The following is an 18,905-nucleotide window of genomic DNA, read 5'->3' on the forward strand; positions in this document are numbered from 1 at the left end:
TGTCCGGTAGCATCGTTTGCTCACGGGGTGACAAGCCCTTCAAAACTATTGTATGATCAGGATTTAAAGGATATCCACTCTGTCAAAATTTGACGGTTTTGATGAGAATGATAATTATTTTTAGTAGTGATGCGGGTTTGCGATATAGCTGCCGCACTTGCTCCGCCAACGCGAACCCACACCCCCCCTTTTTTAAAGTTGATTTTTATGTCAATTGTTAATGATAGCCATAAGTCACATTTTATGGTAAAAAAAGTCGGTCCACTTACATCAATAGACCGACCGAATGCAATTTTTATCATTGTATGAGTCACATTTTAAACAATCTTTGACCAATACTCAAGTTCAAACTTTAAAAATTTTAGGCAAGGTTAATTACCGTCCAAAAAACTGTCAAAATAGAAAGGTTGGCAGCTTGTTTTCCTTTGCCTATTAAATATGAAAGCCGTCGAAAACATATACAAAGATTTTTAACATTATTTTCTTTGAGTCTTCCTTTGTTTTGGTTCCCCATTATAATGATGATTATTAGTAGGGAATTTTCTCCAGGTAGTCGATTAATCTTAACTATAGATAGAACACAATTACCTCATCATAATATTTTTTTCATAGGGGCGATCTACAAAAAACGAGCTTTACCTATTTATTGGCAAGTTTTGGAGAAAAAAGGTAGTAGTAATTTAGCAGAACAGAAAGCGCTGATTAGACCAGTTTTACGTTTATTAAAAAAATATGAGTTAGTGGTTATTGGAGATCGAGAATTCCATGGTGTAGACTTATCTCACTGGCTGAAAAATCAAAAATCACCTCAAAAAAATTATTTTATTTTCAGACAAAAAATGAATACTTACTATAGGAAACCTGGAAAAAATTATCACCAATTGAGTTCTTTACCAATATATCCCGGAACCAAAATATTTTTGAGTAATATCAATATTACTCAAAAAAAAGGTTTTGGCAGATTTAATTTAGCAGCATACTGGAAAGGTAAATATAATCAGAAGGTGGAAAAAGCGAGTGCGTAATTCCGAGGTTTCCTCGGAATGAAAGACGCACTCAAGACAGAACCTTGGTATTTATTGACAAATATTGATAATTTAGATGAAGTTATAAAAATTTATCGCTCTCGAATGGGCATTGAGGCTATGTTTAAAGATTGTAAAACAGGGGGATACAATCTAGAGGGTAGTCGAGCTAATACGCAACGTCTGACCAATTTGATTTTACTCATAGCTATTGCTTATACAGCTTCATTTTATCAAGGTAAACTCATCAAAAAATCCGGGTATCAAAATTATATTGCCCGATTAACAGAGACCTCGCGAAGAGATAGAAGACATAGTGAATTTTGGCTTGGTATATATGGTTATCTTTGGGGAATTGCCTGGGACTATTTAGTTGATATTGTTCAACAGATAATTAACCTTAATCCTCACAAAAAGTCTCATTATCAAAGGGGATTAAAAGCTCTGTCAATGTTAGATAATATTTAATTATTTGCCCGAAACGTTTTACAATTCATCTGATTATTAACAAATTTTAACAGGACTTACATAAATTTTCTAGGATTTATCTGATTGAACAATGAATCAACGTAATTGGTAATGTGGGTTCGCGTTAGCGGAGCAAGTGTGGCAGCTATATCGCGAACCCACATCACTACTAAGAATAATTATTATTCTCATAAAAACCGTCAAATTTAGGCAGAGTGGATATCCTTTAAATCCTGATCATACAATAGTTTTGAAGGGCTTGTCACCCAGTGAGATCGCATCGCTAAAAATCATCAAATCCAGAAAGATTCAATCAGGAAATAAGAAAGTATACTGAATTATCATCCCCAGGCAAACCTCAAAAAAAATCCTAACTTTCCACAGTAGAAGTAATATAGCAGTTGTAGATGAGCAAGTAGCGATCGCCTCAAAAATAATCAAGGAAAAAATAGATTGAAGAGACAAGAAAAACAAGTCAAGATTTATTCTGTCTTTGACTCAAAAATTTCATCAAAAAAATCTCAAAAAATTGAAAATATGACTTGACATCAAATACTTGACAAGATATTATAAATATAATGGAAAAGGTGTGCTCATATATAGTAATAATTAAAAGAGTAAAAACTCCAGAAAAATAGGTTTTACTCTCAGCAACACCGAAAATATCATTAGGAGTAATTAAGAGAAATTGGTATCTCATCAGAAAATATCTAGAACGAGAAAAATCCGCTTTTATCCTCTCATAATTTACCTTTTAACCTTTAGTTTTTCCTGTATCTTCTATCATTAAACCCTAGTGTGATACAACCTAGCACAAGACTAGAAGCGAACCACCACCACAGTATAGGTCCTAGTGTCAATGGATTAAATTTAGCCTCAAAATCACCCAACCCCTCATTGAAAGGTTTTAATGGATCGAAAGGCACAGTAGAGTTCGTGATCAGTAAATTAGTCTCTGTAGGAGTTTTGCCCTGAAAAGTCATGAATTTGGAAACTGTAGTATCGGCATACACAGTAGAATCTTCCCAAAGTGTAGGTGTTTTTTCTTCTGTAATAGTTAAGTCTCCAGAATTACCAAACACATCATTGAAAGAATTAGAATTTACAGATAGATTATGCGATACACCATTAAAATCCCGGTCGAGAATGCTCCTTACATGAAAAGTATCTTCAGTATCAACTAAGGGTAAAAAAGCCATAGCAGAGTTAGTTAAAGCAAACAAAGAAATAGCACTTGTAGCTGTAGCAATTAGGAGACCCTGAAAAGATGAGTTGAAGTTTTTCATTTATATTACTGATGATAGATGTAGATTGAGTTTTTTGTTTATTCAGATATCTTAGTGATTCAACTTTACATCAGTAAAATTTAAGTTGCAAGTGTTTTAGGCCAACTTCATTAAATCTTCATAAATAAAGACTGATCTTTACTAAATCTTCAAGATACAAATTTCATAATTCTGTGGCGAATAAAGGCGACCGCTGTAATTAAATAACAGTTATAAAGACCTAAGCAAAATCAAGTAATTAATTTGATTCGCTAAAATTTTTACAACAATTGAATTAATTATCGCTATAATTTTTACCTTTGCTGAACATAACTATCAAACCTTTCCCGTAACTGTTCAACTGTCAAATTCTGCATCCAATATTCTACCAAAGCGTGACCAAATGCCCAAGCATTCCGGTCTGGTGAAGAAGGATTTTCTAATAACAAAGGCCAAAGTGCCAGTAAGTCAAAACTACCTAAATTTGCATCCCCACTAAAGAGGGAAAATAAATCGTAAGCCATTTGTAACTTACCAATAACCACAGGCAACTCTTCCACCGGAATTTTTTCTGCCAACAAATAAGCTAAAGTTGGCGAACCAGTTGTCAGAGTAGAAACAAACTGCAACACTGGACTCTTTAACAAAGCAGTTAACCCCTGAGTAGTCGCCATTTGAAAAGTGTAACGATCGATAATTTTAGCTGCTGCAACAGTACGAACCTCGCGATCGCGCAAAAACCGAGCCAGACGTAATTGTTTAGCAGGAGCAATAGCTTCTAGCAAAAACATAGAAATAGCATCAACATTCCAAGCACCTCTATTACTTTTAATATCCCCCGTAACCACAGGCAAAACTTGATTACAAAAATCTCCAAATATTTCTGCGCGATATTGAGTCGCCTCCCGAATAGACTTTTCTTTCGCACCTTTACCCCAAACCCAATCATAAGGAGGTTGCCATTCTCGGATAGGTCGCAAACGGTCAACTTGGGTAACAATCACAATAGCAGGCAAATCTGCAATTTCTATTTTTATGTCTTGGAGAAAGTCTACATCCATTTGTAGCGCCGGGTCGAGAGCAGGAGTTACCAGCAACAATAAATCAGCAGTTTCAGCATAGTCGAGTACAAGTTCCCGCAAGTCTGGGCGGTTTGCTTGTTCGTAACCTGGTGTATCCCACAAATTGAGAGTCTCTCCAGTTTGCTGCCATTGATAATTTTGAATTTTATCGGTACTCGGTAATACATCCACTGTGGCACGGTCAGCTTGAAATAGAGTATTAATCAAACTACTCTTTCCTGCCCCAGTGCGCCCCACCAACAAAATATTAACAGGTTTTTGCTCTACAGTTTCAGCGGGTTGAGCTTGTTCGAGAATTTGTTCGAGAGTTTTAGTTTCTGCCTTCGGGAGACTAGGACTGGGAATAACAGACTCAGAAAATTCTAGGTTGTTGCCTCCGTAGAGAGCGATCGCTTGCTGGCAAAGATTTCGTAATGCCACTTCCCGCAATATCTGACTGAAATTCATCAATAACTGTTGATTTGCTTGGTCACTGTAACGCCGACTTGCTAGTTTAGCTGCTGCTGTTACTGGGTTAAGAAACCATTGTACCCAACCCCAAGCTTGGAAAAGTTTCCGTGCTGAGGGTTCTAATTTGCGATAAATTTCATATCCCTGATATGCTTGACCAACGGTTATTTGATTCAAGGTTGGAGATAATTTTTGCATCCATCGATTCATATCATCAACTGTACCTCGAATTAGACCGTAAGCTTGGGGAATGTAGATATTGAGCAGAGGATATTTGCCCTCCGGATGGTAAGTATTAGCAACAGCAACTATTACTGCTTGACAACGTTGCCAAAATGTTTGCCAGTCTTCCCACAGAGGAAGGTCGTTGCGGGATGATTTCAGAATTTCTTGCAGAGCAGTTTCTATCTGGAGAGTTGTATCGCTTTTTGTGGGTAGGGTTGTGGTGTCATCAGTAAATTCGATTTGTTTGTTAACTTTTGCCATTACCTCTTTCATTTGTGCAACTGTCGGTCGCGTCCATTTGACCAGTAACCAACGCCATCCCACAAAGAGGAGGATAAATACGCCCCATATCCAGTTTATTCCCCACTGGTTGATTTGCATTCCGGCAGATATCATCAGGAAAGCTACAACACTAACAAGGGGAATAGCTAAAATTACTAATTGCCACAGTTTTAATCGTATCATTATATGTTATTTATTTGAGTTTATATATTCAAAAGTTTACCTTGAGTTTTTCCCTGTGGCAGTTTTATATAGAAATTCCCATGCTGGAGAGGTACAAAATTTTTGGTTCTAGGGAACAGGGAACAGGGAATAGAAGACAAAATTAAAAGAAGATAGCTTGGCATTGGCAAATCTCAGAATAGCTGTGGAATTAGACAAAAGTCTTACAGCGATTTTCATTTGGGTAAACCACAGTAGGGGCGATTCGCGTTTGCGGAGCATTCCGTAGGAAATCGCCCCTACACGATTTTTGCCTGTGAAGATGTGGTTCATCAATTTGAAAAGCGCTGTAAGGATTCGGCTAAGGAAGACTCTGATTTTAGTCATCTCTATTCAGATGAGCGATTTCAAGCCATTACTGCAACTGAACAGACTCAAGAATCAGTTCAATAATTGTTTTCTGAGTACCTGTACTGGGTGTGGTATTTAGATATAGCGCTATACAAATATGCTCAAGATGTTCTTCTGTTCCCTACTCCCTACTCCCTACTCCCTACTCCCTACTCCCTCAATAAAAAAATCAAGTAATGCCTGAGTTGTTTCCTCTGGAGCTTCCTCTGGCAAAAAGTGACCACATGGAAAAGCTTGACCGCGCACATCTATTGCTCTTTCTCGCCAAGTTTCCAGCACATCATAACATTTTTCCATCACCCCGCGCTTTCCCCACAACACAAGTAACGGACATTCTATTCTACTATTAATATCTTCTGCATCGTGTTCCAAGTCAATAGTAGCTGCGGCACGATAGTCTTCACAAGTTCCATGAATACTGGCAGGGTCAAAACAACGAATGTATTCTGCTATAGCATTCTCGGTAAAAGCAGCTTGGTCATAACTCCACTGTTTTAGTTTGTTGACAAGATAAAATGCGGGGTCAGAACCGATCAGGCGTTCAGGAATATTGTAGGGTTCGAGCAGAAAAAACCAGTGAGAATAAGCAGTCGCCAGTTTTTGGTTGACAGTTTGAAAAATTTTCCTGGTTGGTACAATATCGAGAACTGCTGCTTTTTCCACACAGTGGGGGTGGTCGAGTAAAAGGCGATGTAGAACTCTACCTCCGCGGTCGTGACCTGCTGCCAAGAATTTGGAGTAACCTAGAGCTGCCATAACTTCTACTTGGTCTTGGGCAGTCACTCGTTTGGAATAGGTGAGATGTTGAGGATCGGAGGGTGGTTTGTCACTATCGCCATAACCGCGTAGGTCTGTGCAGATGACGGTGAAGTGTTGGGCAAGAGCGGGAGCGACTTTGTGCCACATAATATGAGTTTGAGGATAGCCATGTAATAGTAGTAGGGGATAACCTTTTCCACCTTTGGCTAAATTAATGGTGGCATTGGAAGTAGGAATTTTATGGTAGGTAAATTGTTCAAACATGAAAATTTATTTGAGTTATAGCGTTTCACGGAATTCAAAAGCCAAAAGTCATGCATTCAAAAGTTAGATTTTATCAGTTCAAAACTTTGATGCTACCGAAATTATTTAACATTTAAAGGAGAAAAGCGGTCGAGGGATGGTGAGGTCTTCTCGCCATATCAATGAGACCAAGAGAAAAGAAAAAATTTTCCTTAAGCGGTCAATCCTATCCGTTTTCAAGGAAAGGTAATAATTAATAATTAATAATTAATTGTTGAATCCCTTTCTATAGATTTTTGGAAACTTTCATCTACATCAGAGAATACTCTATGAGTAATTTGTACTTCTGGGTGAATTTCAATCCATAAATTTGTTTCCTCAGTATGATGAGAATTATGTTGAGAGGGTTGATAGATAATTTTGCAAGGTCCGAGAATATCAGCTTCATGGCATAAATGATGGCGATCGCCCTGCTGAATATTAATTGCTGGTAAACAAGTGCCGTTTTGATGATTAGCATTGATAACGGTAGGCAATATTTGAATAACTGTTTTGCTTGTACGTTGTCCTTTATTCCAAGTACCATCAGGACCACGCCTACCTGGAATAATTTCTGGTATCCCTTGACTATTAAGAGGAATTAGCCAAGACCGTCCTTTTTTATTAGCTCCCTTAATCCGACCTTCTTTCAGCAATACCCGCACCCTAGCAGTTGAGATCTTTAGGAGAAAAGCTGCTTCTGTTGTACCTACTACCATCTGAAAAAACCATTACGAAACACTTATATGATCAGTATAACGTATAGTAGGCAACAGGGAATAGGGAATAGGGAATAGAAGACAAATTTAGTAAGATAATTAATAAAGCTTTTATCGTCAACTAAAAGCAATAGCTGATAGCTGACGGCTTAATGCTTACCATTTCCCTTTTTTTCAAAATTTACAACATTTACAACTGATAACTGAAATAACCCCTTCTTTCTTATACCAATTCATTTTAAAGATGTCACAAATAGTTTTGCTCCTTTAAATGTTAAATAACTTCCGTAAATTACTGTAGCATCAAAGTTTTGAACCGATCAAATCTAACTTTTAACTTTTGACTTTTGACTTATAACTTATTTTCTTCTTTCTTATACCAATTAATTTTAAAGATGTCACAAATAGTTTTGCTCCTTTTAAATGTTAAATAACTGCCTTCAATAATTGATAATTGATAATTACCTCTCTCTCCCTAAAAGGAAGAGGATTGAATCAAAAGAAAATTTTTTCTCTCTTGGTCGATTGGATATGACGAGGAGACCCCGCCATCCCACCCTACGGGAAGCTACGCTAACGACCGCTTGTTTCTGCTTAAAAGGAGAGGATTTTTACCTTAATTATTCGGTAAATTACTGTAGCATCAAAGTTTTGCGCCGATAAAATTTAACTTTTAACTTTTAACTTTTGACTTTTGACTTTTGACTTACTTCCCTCTTCCTTCTTCAATAATTTTTGAACAAATTGCATAAAAATCTTATCTAGGACAGATATATATATGGCAGTCGAAGGAAAGGTGTTTGACATATCAAAAGCTCAAAACTCAGATAACACAAGCTTTTTCCTTCTTCCTTCTTCTTTCTTCCTTCTTCCTTCTGCTATATATGGGGTCTAAGCCAAAATAGTTAGAACTTTGATAAGCTCAACTCATAATCTTCAACTTTATGTGATAGGAGAGCGATCGCTGTGGAGGACCAATTACAAAATCTAATTACCCAAATAAAGCAATATCAAAATCCGAGTCCAGCACGCCAGAAAGCTATTAATCATCTATTGATATTAATTCAACAACTCCCTGGACTATATAGTTCGTCCCACCAGGATTATCTGGAGGCTTTTAATCGGACATTAGAATGGGTCTGCAAAAATATTCAAAATTTTGAATCTCGGCCTCCTTCCTGGGAAAGAAGTTTTGTTGTCTGGATTAATGGTTATTTGAAATGGCGTATCCAAGACTTATATACCCCAGATAATAGATATGACAGTTTGGATAAACCTATTAGTAATGAAGGAGAAAATTTAACAACTTTAGGAGAAATTTTACCAGCTAATAGTCTAAGTTTACTAGAACAGAAAATTGCTGAATTGCAAAAAGCAAAACGTCAAAGAAAAGGTGAGTATTTGAGGCAATATATTGAGACCGATCCAGAAGAAAAGCTCAGGTCATCTCATCCGAAAAAACATCCTGAATGTAATTGTCAAGTATTAGCAATTCAGTTGAATTTTACAGAACCACCAAAAAAAATAGCCGATATTTCCAGAAGTATAAATATCAGTAACCAAACTGTTTATTCCCACTGGAAGCGCAGATGTATTCCATTATTAAGAGAAATCGCTAATCAATTTGGAGAAGAATTATGAGTATGACTTTTTCACAAGCATTAAAAGTTTTTGTGACTGCAGAAGCTCATCGTTATGCAGAGCAATTTGCAGCAGAACAAGCAACTCCTGAAAAAGGAAAACAAGTTTATCTAAATACTCTTGCTGTTGTGGCAGTTCAAACTTATTTGAAGTGTTTAGGTATTCAGACAGCGATTCATCAAGGTGATTGTTGGCATCCTGGTTCAAGAGCAATATTTAATGTGGCTGATTTAGTTTTACCAAATATTGGCAAAGTGGAATGTCGTCCGGTATTTCCTGGTGAAAAAGAATTATTTTTGCCTCCAGAAGTTATTGACAACCGCATGGGTTATATAGCGGTTCAATTTGAGGAGGATTTAAACCAAGTACAAATATTAGGATTTGTTTCTGTGAGAAATATTGATGGGTTTCAAGATTCTATTCCCCTCACACAAATAGAATCTTTGGATGCTTTAATTGACGAAATTGATTGGTGTCAAAAATGGGTTAATTTAGGTCGGTGGTTTGAAGGTTTTTTTCCGGCAGAATGGCAAAGTTTACAGTCACTATCTACATCTACAAGAAGTTTAAGAGTTTCAAGGGATAGTATTTCTCAATCTCCAACGGATGATTTAAGTATTAGTTGTGGGAAAATTATTAATTGGGGTAGTGGAGTAAATGAACAAGCTACAGAATTAGCGGTAAAACTAACGGATAAGTTTGAGGAGGAAATAGATATTTGTGTGCGACTTTCTACTACGAATAAAATTCCATTTTTACCTGCTGGTTTACGAGTGCAAATATTGGATGAATCTGGTAATTCTTGTATGGAAGCTGAAGCTAGGGAAGCGGATGATTGGATACAATTAGAGTTTGGTTGTAAACCTCAAGAACAATTTACTGTAGAAATGAGTTTAAATGAGCAAATAATTAGGGAAAATTTTGTAGTTTAAGATGACCGGAGATAAATATGGAAGTTATTAAAATTATTAAGATTAAACTTATAGATAGTGGTGAAAATGGGTTTCATGTGATTTTAAATTCAATCGGTGCTAATTTTGAGCCGATTGATGGTTTTTTACCATGTCTACCTGCTGAATTAGAAAGTTCTTTTAACCAATGGCAGTCAGCTTATTCTCAGTTAGAAGATGTGAGAAAAGTAGCAACTCGTATTAGTCCACAATCAGTAGTTAATTATTCTAGTTATGAGGAAAAAGAACAAGTTAAAATAACTCTTAATCAATGGTTGGATGGTGGCGATCTTAGTTGGCAACCTGTACGGGATGAATTAATTTCTGTGTTAAGTTCTCTAGGAAGTTATGATTCAGAAATTCGCTTATTTTTGGATATTAAAAATCCTAATTTATGTCGCATTCCTTGGCAAGAATGGAATTTATTTCAGTCTCGTTTTCCGCAAACAGAAATTGCTATTCGAGTTAGAGGTAAAGGAAAGTTTAGACGGCCTCGTAAATCCTCAAAAGTAAGAATTATTGCCATAGTTGGTAAGAGTGATGGTATTAATACACAGTTGGATTTAGAAGTAATTCAAAAGTTAAAAGAAAAGGGTACAGATGTAAGATTTTTAAATCAACCAACACAGGAGATTTTATCTGATACTTTGCGCGAGGAACCTGGTTATCATATATTGATTTTTGCCGGGCATAGTTGTAGCAAAGAAGATGGTTCAATTGGTTGGATATATTTGAATGAACGAGATAAATTAAGTATTAAAGAGTTTAAAAATTCTTTGAGATATGCAATAGATAATGGGTTGCAGTTGGCAATTTTTAATTCTTGTGATGGTTTGGGTTTAGCAAATCAATTAGCACAGCTTGGTTTATCACGAATTATTGTTATGCGAGAACCTGTTCCAGACATTGTGGCAGTTAAGTTTTTGGAGTATTTTTTTGCAGAATTTGCGAATAATCAATCTCTGTTTAAATCTATGAGAATAGCTAGAGAAAGATTAGAATATTTTGAATCTGAATATCCAGGGGCAATGTGGTTACCTACTCTTTGTATTCAAGAAACAGCTTTGTCTCATCCTTTGAGTTGGCAGCAGTTAATTTATCCCAATTTATGGCAGAATTTTATCAGTAAATTTAAGCTGCCTTTAGGAATAACAGCAGGAATTGTATTGATAATTTTGGCGATAAATTTAGTTAAAAATAAATTAACTGAAACTAAAACGACCGGGATACAACCAGAAATTTTACAAAATATTAGTCAGGGAGAAAAGTTGTTAATTTCTTCCGAGAAAAATCCGGCAAAAGAAGAAGGAATAGAACAATTTTATAATGGTAACTTTGCTCAGGCGATCGCTCAATTTCGTCAGTCTCTCCAAATTAATAAAAATGACCCTGAAACTTTGATTTATTTGAATAATGCAATTGCTCAACAAAAATCTGATACTAATATTGGGCAAAAGGTAGAAATTGCAGTTAGCGTTCCTATTAGTCAGGAATCATATATTTCCCAGGAAATTTTGCGAGGAGTTGCTCAAGCTCAAAGCGAATTTAACTGTGGTTTACCGGAAATTTCTCTGGGGATTAAAAATCCTGAAAATCAACTAAATTGCCCTGGTAGTTTCAATGGTAAATTTTTAAAAGTTACTATTGCTGATGATGAATATCTACCAGAAACTGCAGAAAAAATTGCTCAAACCTTAGTAGCAAAGGCAGAAATTATTGCCGTTATTGGTCATTATTCTAGTGATATGACTTTACAAGCAGGAGAGATTTATAACAAAGCAGAATTAGTAGTAATTTCTCCTACTAGCACTTCTATTCTTTTGAAAAATTTCAGTAAATTTGTGTTGAGAGTTGCACCAAATGACAGTCTAGCAGCTCAAACTCTATGGAATTATTTGGAGCGACAAAATTGGGCAGATAAAAAAATAGCAGTTGCCTATATACCTGGTAATAGTTATAGTCAGTCTTTAGCTCAAGAACTTAATAAATTACTCCCAGAACAATTCGTATATAAGTGCAATATTTTGTCCGGGAATTTTAGTGCCAGTGACTGTGTAGAAGAAGCACAAAATCGAGGAGCAGAAATAATGTTTTTAGTCCCGGCCACAGACAGAACTTTGAGCAATGTCATAGGTATAATTAATAATGCTAAAGGATTGAAATTATTGGGTGGAGATTCTGTTTATAATTTCAGGGTATTAAAAGATGCTGGTAAACAAGCAGACCGAGGAAATTTAACCCTTGCTATTCCTTGGCATCGTCACCCTAACTCCCAATTTAGTCAAACAGCTCAAAAGTTTTGGAATGCGGAAATTAATTGGCGTACTGCTAAATCTTATGATGCGACTAAAACTATTATTAAAGCTGTAGATGAAATGATGGGTAATTATTCTCGTAAACAGTTACAAAGAATCTTATCTAATCCCAATTTTTCCCTAGAAGGAGTAACAGGAAAAATTAGATTTAGCGAGTCAGGCGATCGCCAGTTTCTCGAGAAGGATAAACCAGTATTAGTTCAAGTAAAATCTAATGTTAAATCTGGAAAATATGAATTTGTAATTCTGGAGCAATGAATTAAAATAGTAATTTATTTACTTAGGATAAAATTGGTGTATCTTGTAGATTGGGACTTACGCACGGACACTAAATAAAGTGATAGAAAATGCAATTTACCCCTACATATGGCGCTTTCAAGGTATATTTGCGTAAGTCCTGATATGTAAAAATACTTTTTTTCCTATTCCCTATTCCCTATTCCCTATTCCCTATTCCCTATTTCCTAAAACCGATCAATTTTTAGCTTTATTCAAAATTGATATTTACCCGATAAAATGACTCAACAAAATCTTTGGCATAAATTTATTCACCGAGCTAAATTACCCTTAGAAGTAGGAGGATTATTCATTGCACTTATTCTGCTATTTCAGGATCTAGGAGACTTAATAATTCCCATGATAATTTCAGATGTTCCAAACATTAATAATAGTATTGGAGAAAAAACCATGTTTCCTTCTGGGGAAATATCCGCAGAAAAAGAATTAGGAATGAGAGAAATAAAAGAGAAAAGATTTAGTAGTGCCATTTCCTATTTTCGCAAATCTCTTAATCTCAAAAAAAATGACCCAGAAACAGTAATTTTTTTGAATAATTCCATCGCTCAAGCAAAAAAAGTCAATCAAAACAGAAAAATATTAGAAATAGCAGTTAGTATTCCTGCTCATGGAGAAGCTAATGTTGCAGCAGAAATTTTACGGGGAGTTGCTCAAGTTCAAAGTGAATTTAATTGTGGTTTGGCTGAAATTTCTCTAGCTATCAAAGATACTCAACATCAATTAAATTGCCAAGGTAGTCTCAATGGTAAATTTTTACAAGTCACAATTGTTGACGATAAAAATGAGCCAGAAACTGCTAAAAAAGTTGCTAAATATTTAGTCAAACAAAAAGATATTATCGCTATTATTGGTCACTACTCTAGTCCAATGACTCTCAGTGCGGGAAAAGTTTATAACAAACATAAATTAGTCGCAATTTCTCCTACTAGCACCTCAACTATCTTATCGAATTTTAGTAAGTTTGTATTTAAAATTTCTTCTAGCGATAAACTAGCTGCCCAAGCTTTATTTGAGTATTTGGAAGAACTTGGTAAATCTCAAAAAGTAGCAGTAGCTTATGTAGAAAAGAATGAATATAGTGAATCTTTGAAGCAAGAATTTGAGACAGTCCTACCAACGCAAAAATTTGTGCATCAATGTTACTTGAATGCTGGAAATTTTAGCGCTCAAGATTGTATTGAACAGGCAAAAAAACAAGGTGCTGAAGTAATTTTATTAGTTCCAGCAACTGACATAACTTTGACTAATGCCATTGGAGTAATTCATAATTCTAAAGGATTAAAATTAATAGGAGGAGATTCTATCTATAATTATCGAGTTGTAAATGATGCTGGAGAAGAAGCATATCAGAATAATTTGACAGTTGCTATTCCTTGGCATCGTGACCCTAATGACGAGTTTACTCAAAAATCAAAAAAGTTTTGGAATGCTGAAATTAATTGGCGTACTGCTACATCTTATGATGCTACTAAAACTATTATTAAAGCTCTGGATAAAAGTAATGGTAATTATTCCCGTAAAAAATTACAAATAATTTTATCTAGTGATGATTTTGATGTAGAAGGAGTAACAGGAAAAATTAGATTTGGGGAGTTAGGCGATCGCCAGTTTCTCAATATAGATAAATCAGTATTAGTTCAGGTAAAACCTAATGCTAAATCTGGCAAATATGAATTTATTATCCTGGAGGAGGGGATTAGGGGAGTAGGGGAATAGGGGAGTAGGGGAGACCTGGAGTGGAAAAAACGCAGCTAAGAATAATTTGACAGTTGCTATTTTTTTGGCATAGTTTATTTTTCACCAATAATTTCAGATATTTCAAACATTAATAGAAGTCTCATCGAACAGAGCGACAACCTTTCAGTATCCTCATCCTTTTCTTACTTCTTATACCAATTTGAAAAAATAATGTTACAAAACTCTAGTTATAGGGAACAGGGAATAGACAAAAGAGATTCATAGCAAATATTTATCAAACTGGTCTTACTTCTTCACCTCTTCCTTCTTCCTTATAAACATTAAATAGAGTCCAACTATGAGTATTGTGAAGATTAAACTTCTCGAAACTGAAGCCTCTGGATTTCATGTAACTCTCACTGCTAACGATGGTAAATTTGATTCTATTGATGGTTTTTTACCAGCTTTAGCACCAGAATTAGAATCATCATTGAGTAATTGGCAGTTAGCGTATCACCAATTAGAAAAAGTTCGTAAAATTTCTACTATAATTAGTCCAAAAAAAACTATTTCTTTCTCCAGTTCAGAACAAAGAAAACTGGTAATAACTCAGATTAATAAATGGCTAGATTATGACGATAGTCGATGGCGACCAATCCGAGAATAATTAATTTCTCTATTTAGCTCATTGCAAAACTCTGAGTCAGAAATTCGTGTATTTCTAGATGCGAAAAATCCTAAACTACGACGACTACCTTGGCAAGAATGGGGTTTATTGGCATCTCGGTTTCCTCAAGCAGAAATTGTTATGAGAGTCAGAGGAAAAGGTGGATTAAAACCTTCTCCTAGTTATGGCAAACTCAGATCCATCCCTGCTTATTCGCTACGATCTAGGTTTGACAGCGGAAAACCTGATGCCTTCAGTTATAAGTATTACCTTTCTTGGAATAGGAATCTTATTTCTATGGGTACTTTTTTATCTAGAAACACTAATACTTAACAAAAGTTAAGGACAATTAACCTACAAAGTATTTTCTTTATTGGGTACTAAGACCAAACACTATTCCTTTGCCCAAATCAAAGAATTAATTCTAGAAAGTCGCACAGATAGCGATGGAGATAAATCCTATAGATTAGAGTTAGTATTACCAGCAGAAAATCGAAATCATCAATTGGAAATCACTTTCTGAAATAAGAGATTCTGAAATTGAAAAAGTTAAAAAATTAGCTAATGTTGTGGCTGATTTTCTCGAGATACCCCATCAAGAACTGTCAAATAAGTGATCATTTTTTTTGAATGCTTTGGGTGAGTTTAGTAGAATGGAAATGTCTATACATCTAAAATGTTGAGTTTTGTAAACGATACTAGTAATATCTGTAAAATTGCCATGTTTTGTTGATGAATAATATAGTAAGGTGCTTTAATTTCTTACGATTTATTCCTAGCTAGATCGAATTTTGCATAAATTTCCAGAAATTAGCTGATTACTAAGTATAAAGATAAATAGACACTTAATATATGACGTCAATTATGAGGGTGCCTATAGAAAATTACATCAATCTCAAATAGGTGAAATATGATCATGAAAATAGGCGAAATTCTCATCCGCAGACAATTAATTTCTGAAGATCAATTAAATCAAGTAATAGATATTCAGAGTTCATGTCATCAAAAAATTGGTGAGCTTTTATTATTTCAAGGTTGGATTCGAGAAGATGACTTAGAATCAGCTTTAAGAGAACAATATTGGCGAGAAAATGGTTATTGGATCATTGATTAAGTATAGAAGAAGGAAGAAAGCATTTAGTTCTCTAAAAATCCAGCGTTTTCTGAATTTTAAACTTTTGATATGTCCGTCCCCTTTCCTTCAACTGTGATATACATAGGACTTACGCACCTGCAACGTATTTCCGTCCGAATCGACCGACAACGACGAAGCAATCTCAAATCCTAATTTTTCCTACCTTATGCGTAATATCAAGTCCGGTTAAATACTTGTCATTGCGACTGTAGAGGAGTAATCGCCAAGATTACGGAGATTGCTTTCCGTTTCGGAATGCTCCGCAAACATTCCGAAGAATGAGGCATTATTATCTGTGGAGGATTTGCAAAGATAACTATTAGAAGTTAAGAGTAAGCAAAGGTCAAATTCTGATATTACTCAACAGCACTTAGAACAATTAGCTGCGAGTTTAGAACGAAATATTCAGTTAGCAAAAGCTGGAAAAGATACTCGACAAGCAAAAATTCTTAGTCTGTATACAATGGTTCAAGATTCGGCAGGATTATTGTAAGAACTAGAGAATAAATTGCGGAATGCTAATTTGAATGAGTTGGCATAAATTCAATAATTATACAGTTTAAGTGACGAGTTAAATAGCTATCAAAATAATATGAAAATATTTCTTTGATAAGAAGGAAGAAAGAAGAAGGAATAAGGAAGAAGGAAAAGTATTACATTGCCTAAGTTTTAGAGCTTCTATATCTGCCCTGACCTTTGCTTCTACTGCTGTACTTAGTTACTAATCTTTCACAGTTGAAAAAATGCTACCACATGAATACTCTAAGTAGATTTATTTAATTGTATTTCTGAAAATAATTAAGTTTGCATAAATCATTAAATTCTTTCTGATATATTTATAAGTACCAGAAAGAAAATTATGGACAATAAACTTGATTCTCTTTTGTTGGTAGTACTTTTCATAACAACTATGACTTTTTTACGAGAGGAAAAAATACTAATAAATCAGTTAAATGATAGTTTATATCAAGCTAAAACAGCTATTATTCAACAACAAAAAAATCATCAAGAGAACGAACAACCACCCGTTCCAGATAAAAATGCTGGCAGTCGTTAAAATTAATCTCATATAGCAGAAGTAAGAAGGAGGCATCTGAGCTTCACTAAACTTGATTCTCTTTTGTAAGTAGCACTTTACGATCGCTAATCAAGTGAACCTGATATTGGTGGTTTATTCTCATCTGCATATCTTAAATATCACTGAGAAATACATTATATTAACACGGCTAAAAGATGTTAATTTCAGATCGTTTTGAACTGAATATTATAAATTTAGCAGCAAAAACAAGTTGTTATTTGACATAGAGTAATGATGAATCAAATTACAAGGGAATGTTTTTCCCACTATTCTCTCTCTTGGTCAGCATTCCCTCTCTTGGTCAGCATTCCGCAAGCGAGCTGGCGTCGTCGCGGGGTCTGACCGCTTGCATCTGTCGCCAACGCGGGGTGGCACCGCTATTTCCTGCTATGTATTTAAACAACTTAGTCCATTTCGTAAATTTCAGTATATTTAACTAGCTATCAGCTTTTTAAGCTTGGATTAAAATCCCCTTCTAAACTTTAGAAAAATAATCTTGCTGAGTGCTGAGTGCTGAGTGCTAACCGCTTTTTTAATGTAGAATATTTTTTTTCAATAGCCTAAAATAGAATTACAGACAAAAAAATAAATCTCATATAAATATACATTGCGTTAAGGATACTTAGGGAAAATGTTTTTTCTAGGAATTGGATTCTTAATTCTAGGTCTAATATTAGCAATAGTAAGCGGAATATGGGGCTTAGTTCAAGCTTTTAGTGAAGGCACATTATGGGGTGTTGCTTATTTATTTATTCCTTTTGCTTTTGTCATTTTTTATCTAACAAATTGGAGTCAGAGAAAAATCAGAAAAAATTTTATCTTGATGATAATTGGTTTGATTTTGTCTCTTGTAGGGAGTGGAGCATTAGGAAATCATATAACCAATAATTTTGTGGTTAATTCTGCCAATATTCCCGAAAATCCAACTATTACTACTAACTCCGAAAATACTTCAACAAAGATAGAAACAACCGAAGTTATTTCAGACCCATTTATAGACGGAATAAATCTAGCAACAAAAGCAGCCGAACTTGCCCAAATAGCTAATACTCAAACACAGTGGAATGAAGTAGCGATAACTTGGCATCAAGCTTTAGTTTTAATGAAAGAAGTTCCTGAATCTCACACTAAATATGAGGTAGCCCAAAACAGAATTGATTTATATCGAAATAATCGATAAATTGCTAAGAAAAAGGCTAGCTATTAACGAAGTCAGAAGTCAAAACTCAGAACTTAGAAGTTATTTTTGGAGCGTTGTTCAAAATCCCCATTATAAAAATATTTCACCTTCAAAGGAAGAATTTTAGACTCAATTACTTTGATAAATTAGGAAAAATCAGGAAATGCGTAAATCTAAATTAATCTTAGCAACAATTGTCTCATTATTTTTGGTTAATGAAGTTAGTATTAATCCCCATAGTAATGACATCAGCGAATTAATTAATACAGATACCTCCATTGCTTACGCAGGAAGAAGAGGAGGAAGTTCGAGTAGAAGTAGTTCTGGAAGTTCAAGTAGAAGTAGTTCTGGAAGTTCGAGTAGAAGTAGAAGTAGTTCCCCCAGTCGCAGTAAACCTGTCCGTTCCCAGTCTCAACCTCGTAACTCAAAACCCAAACCTACCATAAATAATATAGTTAAACCGACCAATAACAATCGCCCCACGACAAAACCAGTCCCCGCTTCCGGTAGTAACTCTCAGCGCAGTGGTTCATTTTCTCAACCTAGCAACAATACCAAACTAAACAATAATACTCGCCCCACAACAAAACCAGTCCCCGCTTCCGGTAGTAACTCTCAGCGCAGTGGTTCATTTTCTCAACCTAGCAACAATACCAAACCAAACAATAACACTCGCCCCACAACAAAACCAGTTCCCACTTCCGGTAGTATAGCAATGAGCGCTGGCATCTTTACATGTTACATAGATATTTGCAATGTAATATAAAAGTAACTGTATGAGCTGTATTTTTCATAAATTAGGCGATCGCTAAACCTTAAAGTTTTAAGGATGTCT

At 35.2% G+C, this 18,905-nt stretch carries 18 protein-coding genes; 13 read left to right on the forward strand and 5 right to left on the reverse strand.

What is annotated here, in order from left to right; all coding sequences use genetic code 11:
* Positions 1-56: 56 nt before the first annotated feature.
* Positions 57-302 (reverse strand): hypothetical protein, encoded by a 246-nt coding sequence (locus tag F6K27_RS21170; RefSeq protein WP_287244745.1) that lies wholly within the window; start codon positions 300-302, stop codon positions 57-59.
* Positions 303-518: 216 nt separating this feature from the next.
* On the opposite strand from F6K27_RS21170, the gene F6K27_RS21175 reads away from it, so the two are divergent.
* Entirely contained in the window at positions 519-1,025 is a 507-nt protein-coding gene (locus F6K27_RS21175; RefSeq protein WP_287278215.1) for a hypothetical protein, read from the forward strand.
* 18 nt (positions 1,026-1,043) lie between these two features.
* Entirely contained in the window at positions 1,044-1,493 is a 450-nt protein-coding gene (locus F6K27_RS21180; RefSeq protein WP_287278217.1) for a hypothetical protein, read from the forward strand.
* Between the two features lie 761 nt (positions 1,494-2,254).
* Here F6K27_RS21180 and F6K27_RS21185 read toward each other — a convergent pair.
* From F6K27_RS21185 to F6K27_RS21200, 4 genes are all read right to left on the reverse strand, one after another.
* Positions 2,255-2,779, reverse strand: a complete 525-nt coding sequence (locus F6K27_RS21185) for a hypothetical protein (protein ID WP_287243626.1) — start codon at positions 2,777-2,779, stop codon at positions 2,255-2,257.
* Positions 2,780-3,072: 293 nt separating this feature from the next.
* A complete protein-coding gene (locus F6K27_RS21190) occupies positions 3,073-4,980 on the reverse strand; it encodes a GTPase family protein (protein WP_287278218.1) in 1,908 nt (635 codons plus the stop codon).
* 525 nt (positions 4,981-5,505) lie between these two features.
* The gene (locus F6K27_RS21195; protein ID WP_287278221.1) at positions 5,506-6,393 is read right to left on the reverse strand and encodes an alpha/beta fold hydrolase; all 888 of its coding nucleotides are present in this window, start codon (positions 6,391-6,393) and stop codon (positions 5,506-5,508) included.
* Between the two features lie 239 nt (positions 6,394-6,632).
* A complete protein-coding gene (locus F6K27_RS21200) occupies positions 6,633-7,130 on the reverse strand; it encodes a helix-turn-helix domain-containing protein (RefSeq protein WP_124146451.1) in 498 nt (165 codons plus the stop codon).
* A gap of 966 nt (positions 7,131-8,096) precedes the next feature.
* On the opposite strand from F6K27_RS21200, the gene F6K27_RS21205 reads away from it, so the two are divergent.
* The 11 genes from F6K27_RS21205 (at position 8,097) to F6K27_RS21255 (ending at position 18,836) form a co-directional block, all read left to right on the forward strand.
* Positions 8,097-8,771: a hypothetical protein gene (locus F6K27_RS21205; RefSeq protein WP_287278223.1), complete on the forward strand. Its 675-nt coding sequence runs from the start codon at positions 8,097-8,099 to the stop codon at positions 8,769-8,771.
* The gene (locus F6K27_RS21210; protein WP_287278225.1) at positions 8,768-9,703 is read left to right on the forward strand and encodes a DUF1822 family protein; all 936 of its coding nucleotides are present in this window, start codon (positions 8,768-8,770) and stop codon (positions 9,701-9,703) included. Before F6K27_RS21205 ends, F6K27_RS21210 begins: the two co-directional genes overlap by 4 nt.
* A 17-nt stretch (positions 9,704-9,720) precedes the next feature.
* Positions 9,721-12,294 (forward strand): ABC transporter substrate-binding protein, encoded by a 2,574-nt coding sequence (locus F6K27_RS21215; RefSeq protein WP_287278227.1) that lies wholly within the window; start codon positions 9,721-9,723, stop codon positions 12,292-12,294.
* Between the two features lie 258 nt (positions 12,295-12,552).
* Positions 12,553-14,049, forward strand: a complete 1,497-nt coding sequence (locus F6K27_RS21220) for an ABC transporter substrate-binding protein (RefSeq protein ID WP_287278229.1) — start codon at positions 12,553-12,555, stop codon at positions 14,047-14,049.
* 319 nt (positions 14,050-14,368) lie between these two features.
* Positions 14,369-14,677: a hypothetical protein gene (locus tag F6K27_RS21225; protein WP_287278231.1), complete on the forward strand. Its 309-nt coding sequence runs from the start codon at positions 14,369-14,371 to the stop codon at positions 14,675-14,677.
* Positions 14,678-14,698: 21 nt separating this feature from the next.
* Positions 14,699-15,010 carry a hypothetical protein gene (locus tag F6K27_RS21230; RefSeq protein ID WP_287278233.1) on the forward strand — a complete coding sequence of 104 codons (312 nt, stop codon included), beginning with the start codon at positions 14,699-14,701 and terminating at the stop codon, positions 15,008-15,010.
* A gap of 40 nt (positions 15,011-15,050) precedes the next feature.
* Positions 15,051-15,200: a hypothetical protein gene (locus F6K27_RS21235; protein ID WP_287278234.1), complete on the forward strand. Its 150-nt coding sequence runs from the start codon at positions 15,051-15,053 to the stop codon at positions 15,198-15,200.
* 393 nt (positions 15,201-15,593) lie between these two features.
* Positions 15,594-15,791 (forward strand): hypothetical protein, encoded by a 198-nt coding sequence (locus F6K27_RS21240; RefSeq protein ID WP_287278235.1) that lies wholly within the window; start codon positions 15,594-15,596, stop codon positions 15,789-15,791.
* A gap of 880 nt (positions 15,792-16,671) precedes the next feature.
* On the forward strand, positions 16,672-16,869 hold the full coding sequence (locus F6K27_RS21245) for a hypothetical protein (RefSeq protein ID WP_287278236.1): 198 nt from the start codon (positions 16,672-16,674) through the stop codon (positions 16,867-16,869).
* A 652-nt stretch (positions 16,870-17,521) separates the two neighbouring features.
* Positions 17,522-18,070, forward strand: a complete 549-nt coding sequence (locus F6K27_RS21250) for a hypothetical protein (protein ID WP_287278237.1) — start codon at positions 17,522-17,524, stop codon at positions 18,068-18,070.
* A gap of 163 nt (positions 18,071-18,233) precedes the next feature.
* Positions 18,234-18,836 (forward strand): hypothetical protein, encoded by a 603-nt coding sequence (locus tag F6K27_RS21255; protein ID WP_287278239.1) that lies wholly within the window; start codon positions 18,234-18,236, stop codon positions 18,834-18,836.
* The last annotated feature ends 69 nt before the right edge of the window (positions 18,837-18,905 follow it).

It is taken from the genome of Okeania sp. SIO2F5 (assembly GCF_010692685.1).
Lineage (GTDB): Bacteria > Cyanobacteriota > Cyanobacteriia > Cyanobacteriales > Microcoleaceae > Okeania > Okeania hirsuta.

Coding starts and splice junctions, on each gene's coding strand:
- F6K27_RS21245 (WP_287278236.1), top strand. CDS start 16,672: ATGGACAATAAACTTGATTCTCTTTTGTTGGTAGTACTTTTCATAACA.
- F6K27_RS21190 (WP_287278218.1), bottom strand. CDS start 4,980: ATGATACGATTAAAACTGTGGCAATTAGTAATTTTAGCTATTCCCCTT.
- F6K27_RS21225 (WP_287278231.1), top strand. CDS start 14,369: ATGAGTATTGTGAAGATTAAACTTCTCGAAACTGAAGCCTCTGGATTT.
- F6K27_RS21200 (WP_124146451.1), bottom strand. CDS start 7,130: ATGGTAGTAGGTACAACAGAAGCAGCTTTTCTCCTAAAGATCTCAACT.
- F6K27_RS21250 (WP_287278237.1), top strand. CDS start 17,522: ATGTTTTTTCTAGGAATTGGATTCTTAATTCTAGGTCTAATATTAGCA.
- F6K27_RS21195 (WP_287278221.1), bottom strand. CDS start 6,393: ATGTTTGAACAATTTACCTACCATAAAATTCCTACTTCCAATGCCACC.
- F6K27_RS21180 (WP_287278217.1), top strand. CDS start 1,044: ATGAAAGACGCACTCAAGACAGAACCTTGGTATTTATTGACAAATATT.
- F6K27_RS21185 (WP_287243626.1), bottom strand. CDS start 2,779: ATGAAAAACTTCAACTCATCTTTTCAGGGTCTCCTAATTGCTACAGCT.
- F6K27_RS21210 (WP_287278225.1), top strand. CDS start 8,768: ATGAGTATGACTTTTTCACAAGCATTAAAAGTTTTTGTGACTGCAGAA.
- F6K27_RS21240 (WP_287278235.1), top strand. CDS start 15,594: ATGAAAATAGGCGAAATTCTCATCCGCAGACAATTAATTTCTGAAGAT.
- F6K27_RS21255 (WP_287278239.1), top strand. CDS start 18,234: ATGCGTAAATCTAAATTAATCTTAGCAACAATTGTCTCATTATTTTTG.
- F6K27_RS21175 (WP_287278215.1), top strand. CDS start 519: ATGATGATTATTAGTAGGGAATTTTCTCCAGGTAGTCGATTAATCTTA.
- F6K27_RS21215 (WP_287278227.1), top strand. CDS start 9,721: ATGGAAGTTATTAAAATTATTAAGATTAAACTTATAGATAGTGGTGAA.
- F6K27_RS21170 (WP_287244745.1), bottom strand. CDS start 302: ATGATAAAAATTGCATTCGGTCGGTCTATTGATGTAAGTGGACCGACT.
- F6K27_RS21220 (WP_287278229.1), top strand. CDS start 12,553: ATGACTCAACAAAATCTTTGGCATAAATTTATTCACCGAGCTAAATTA.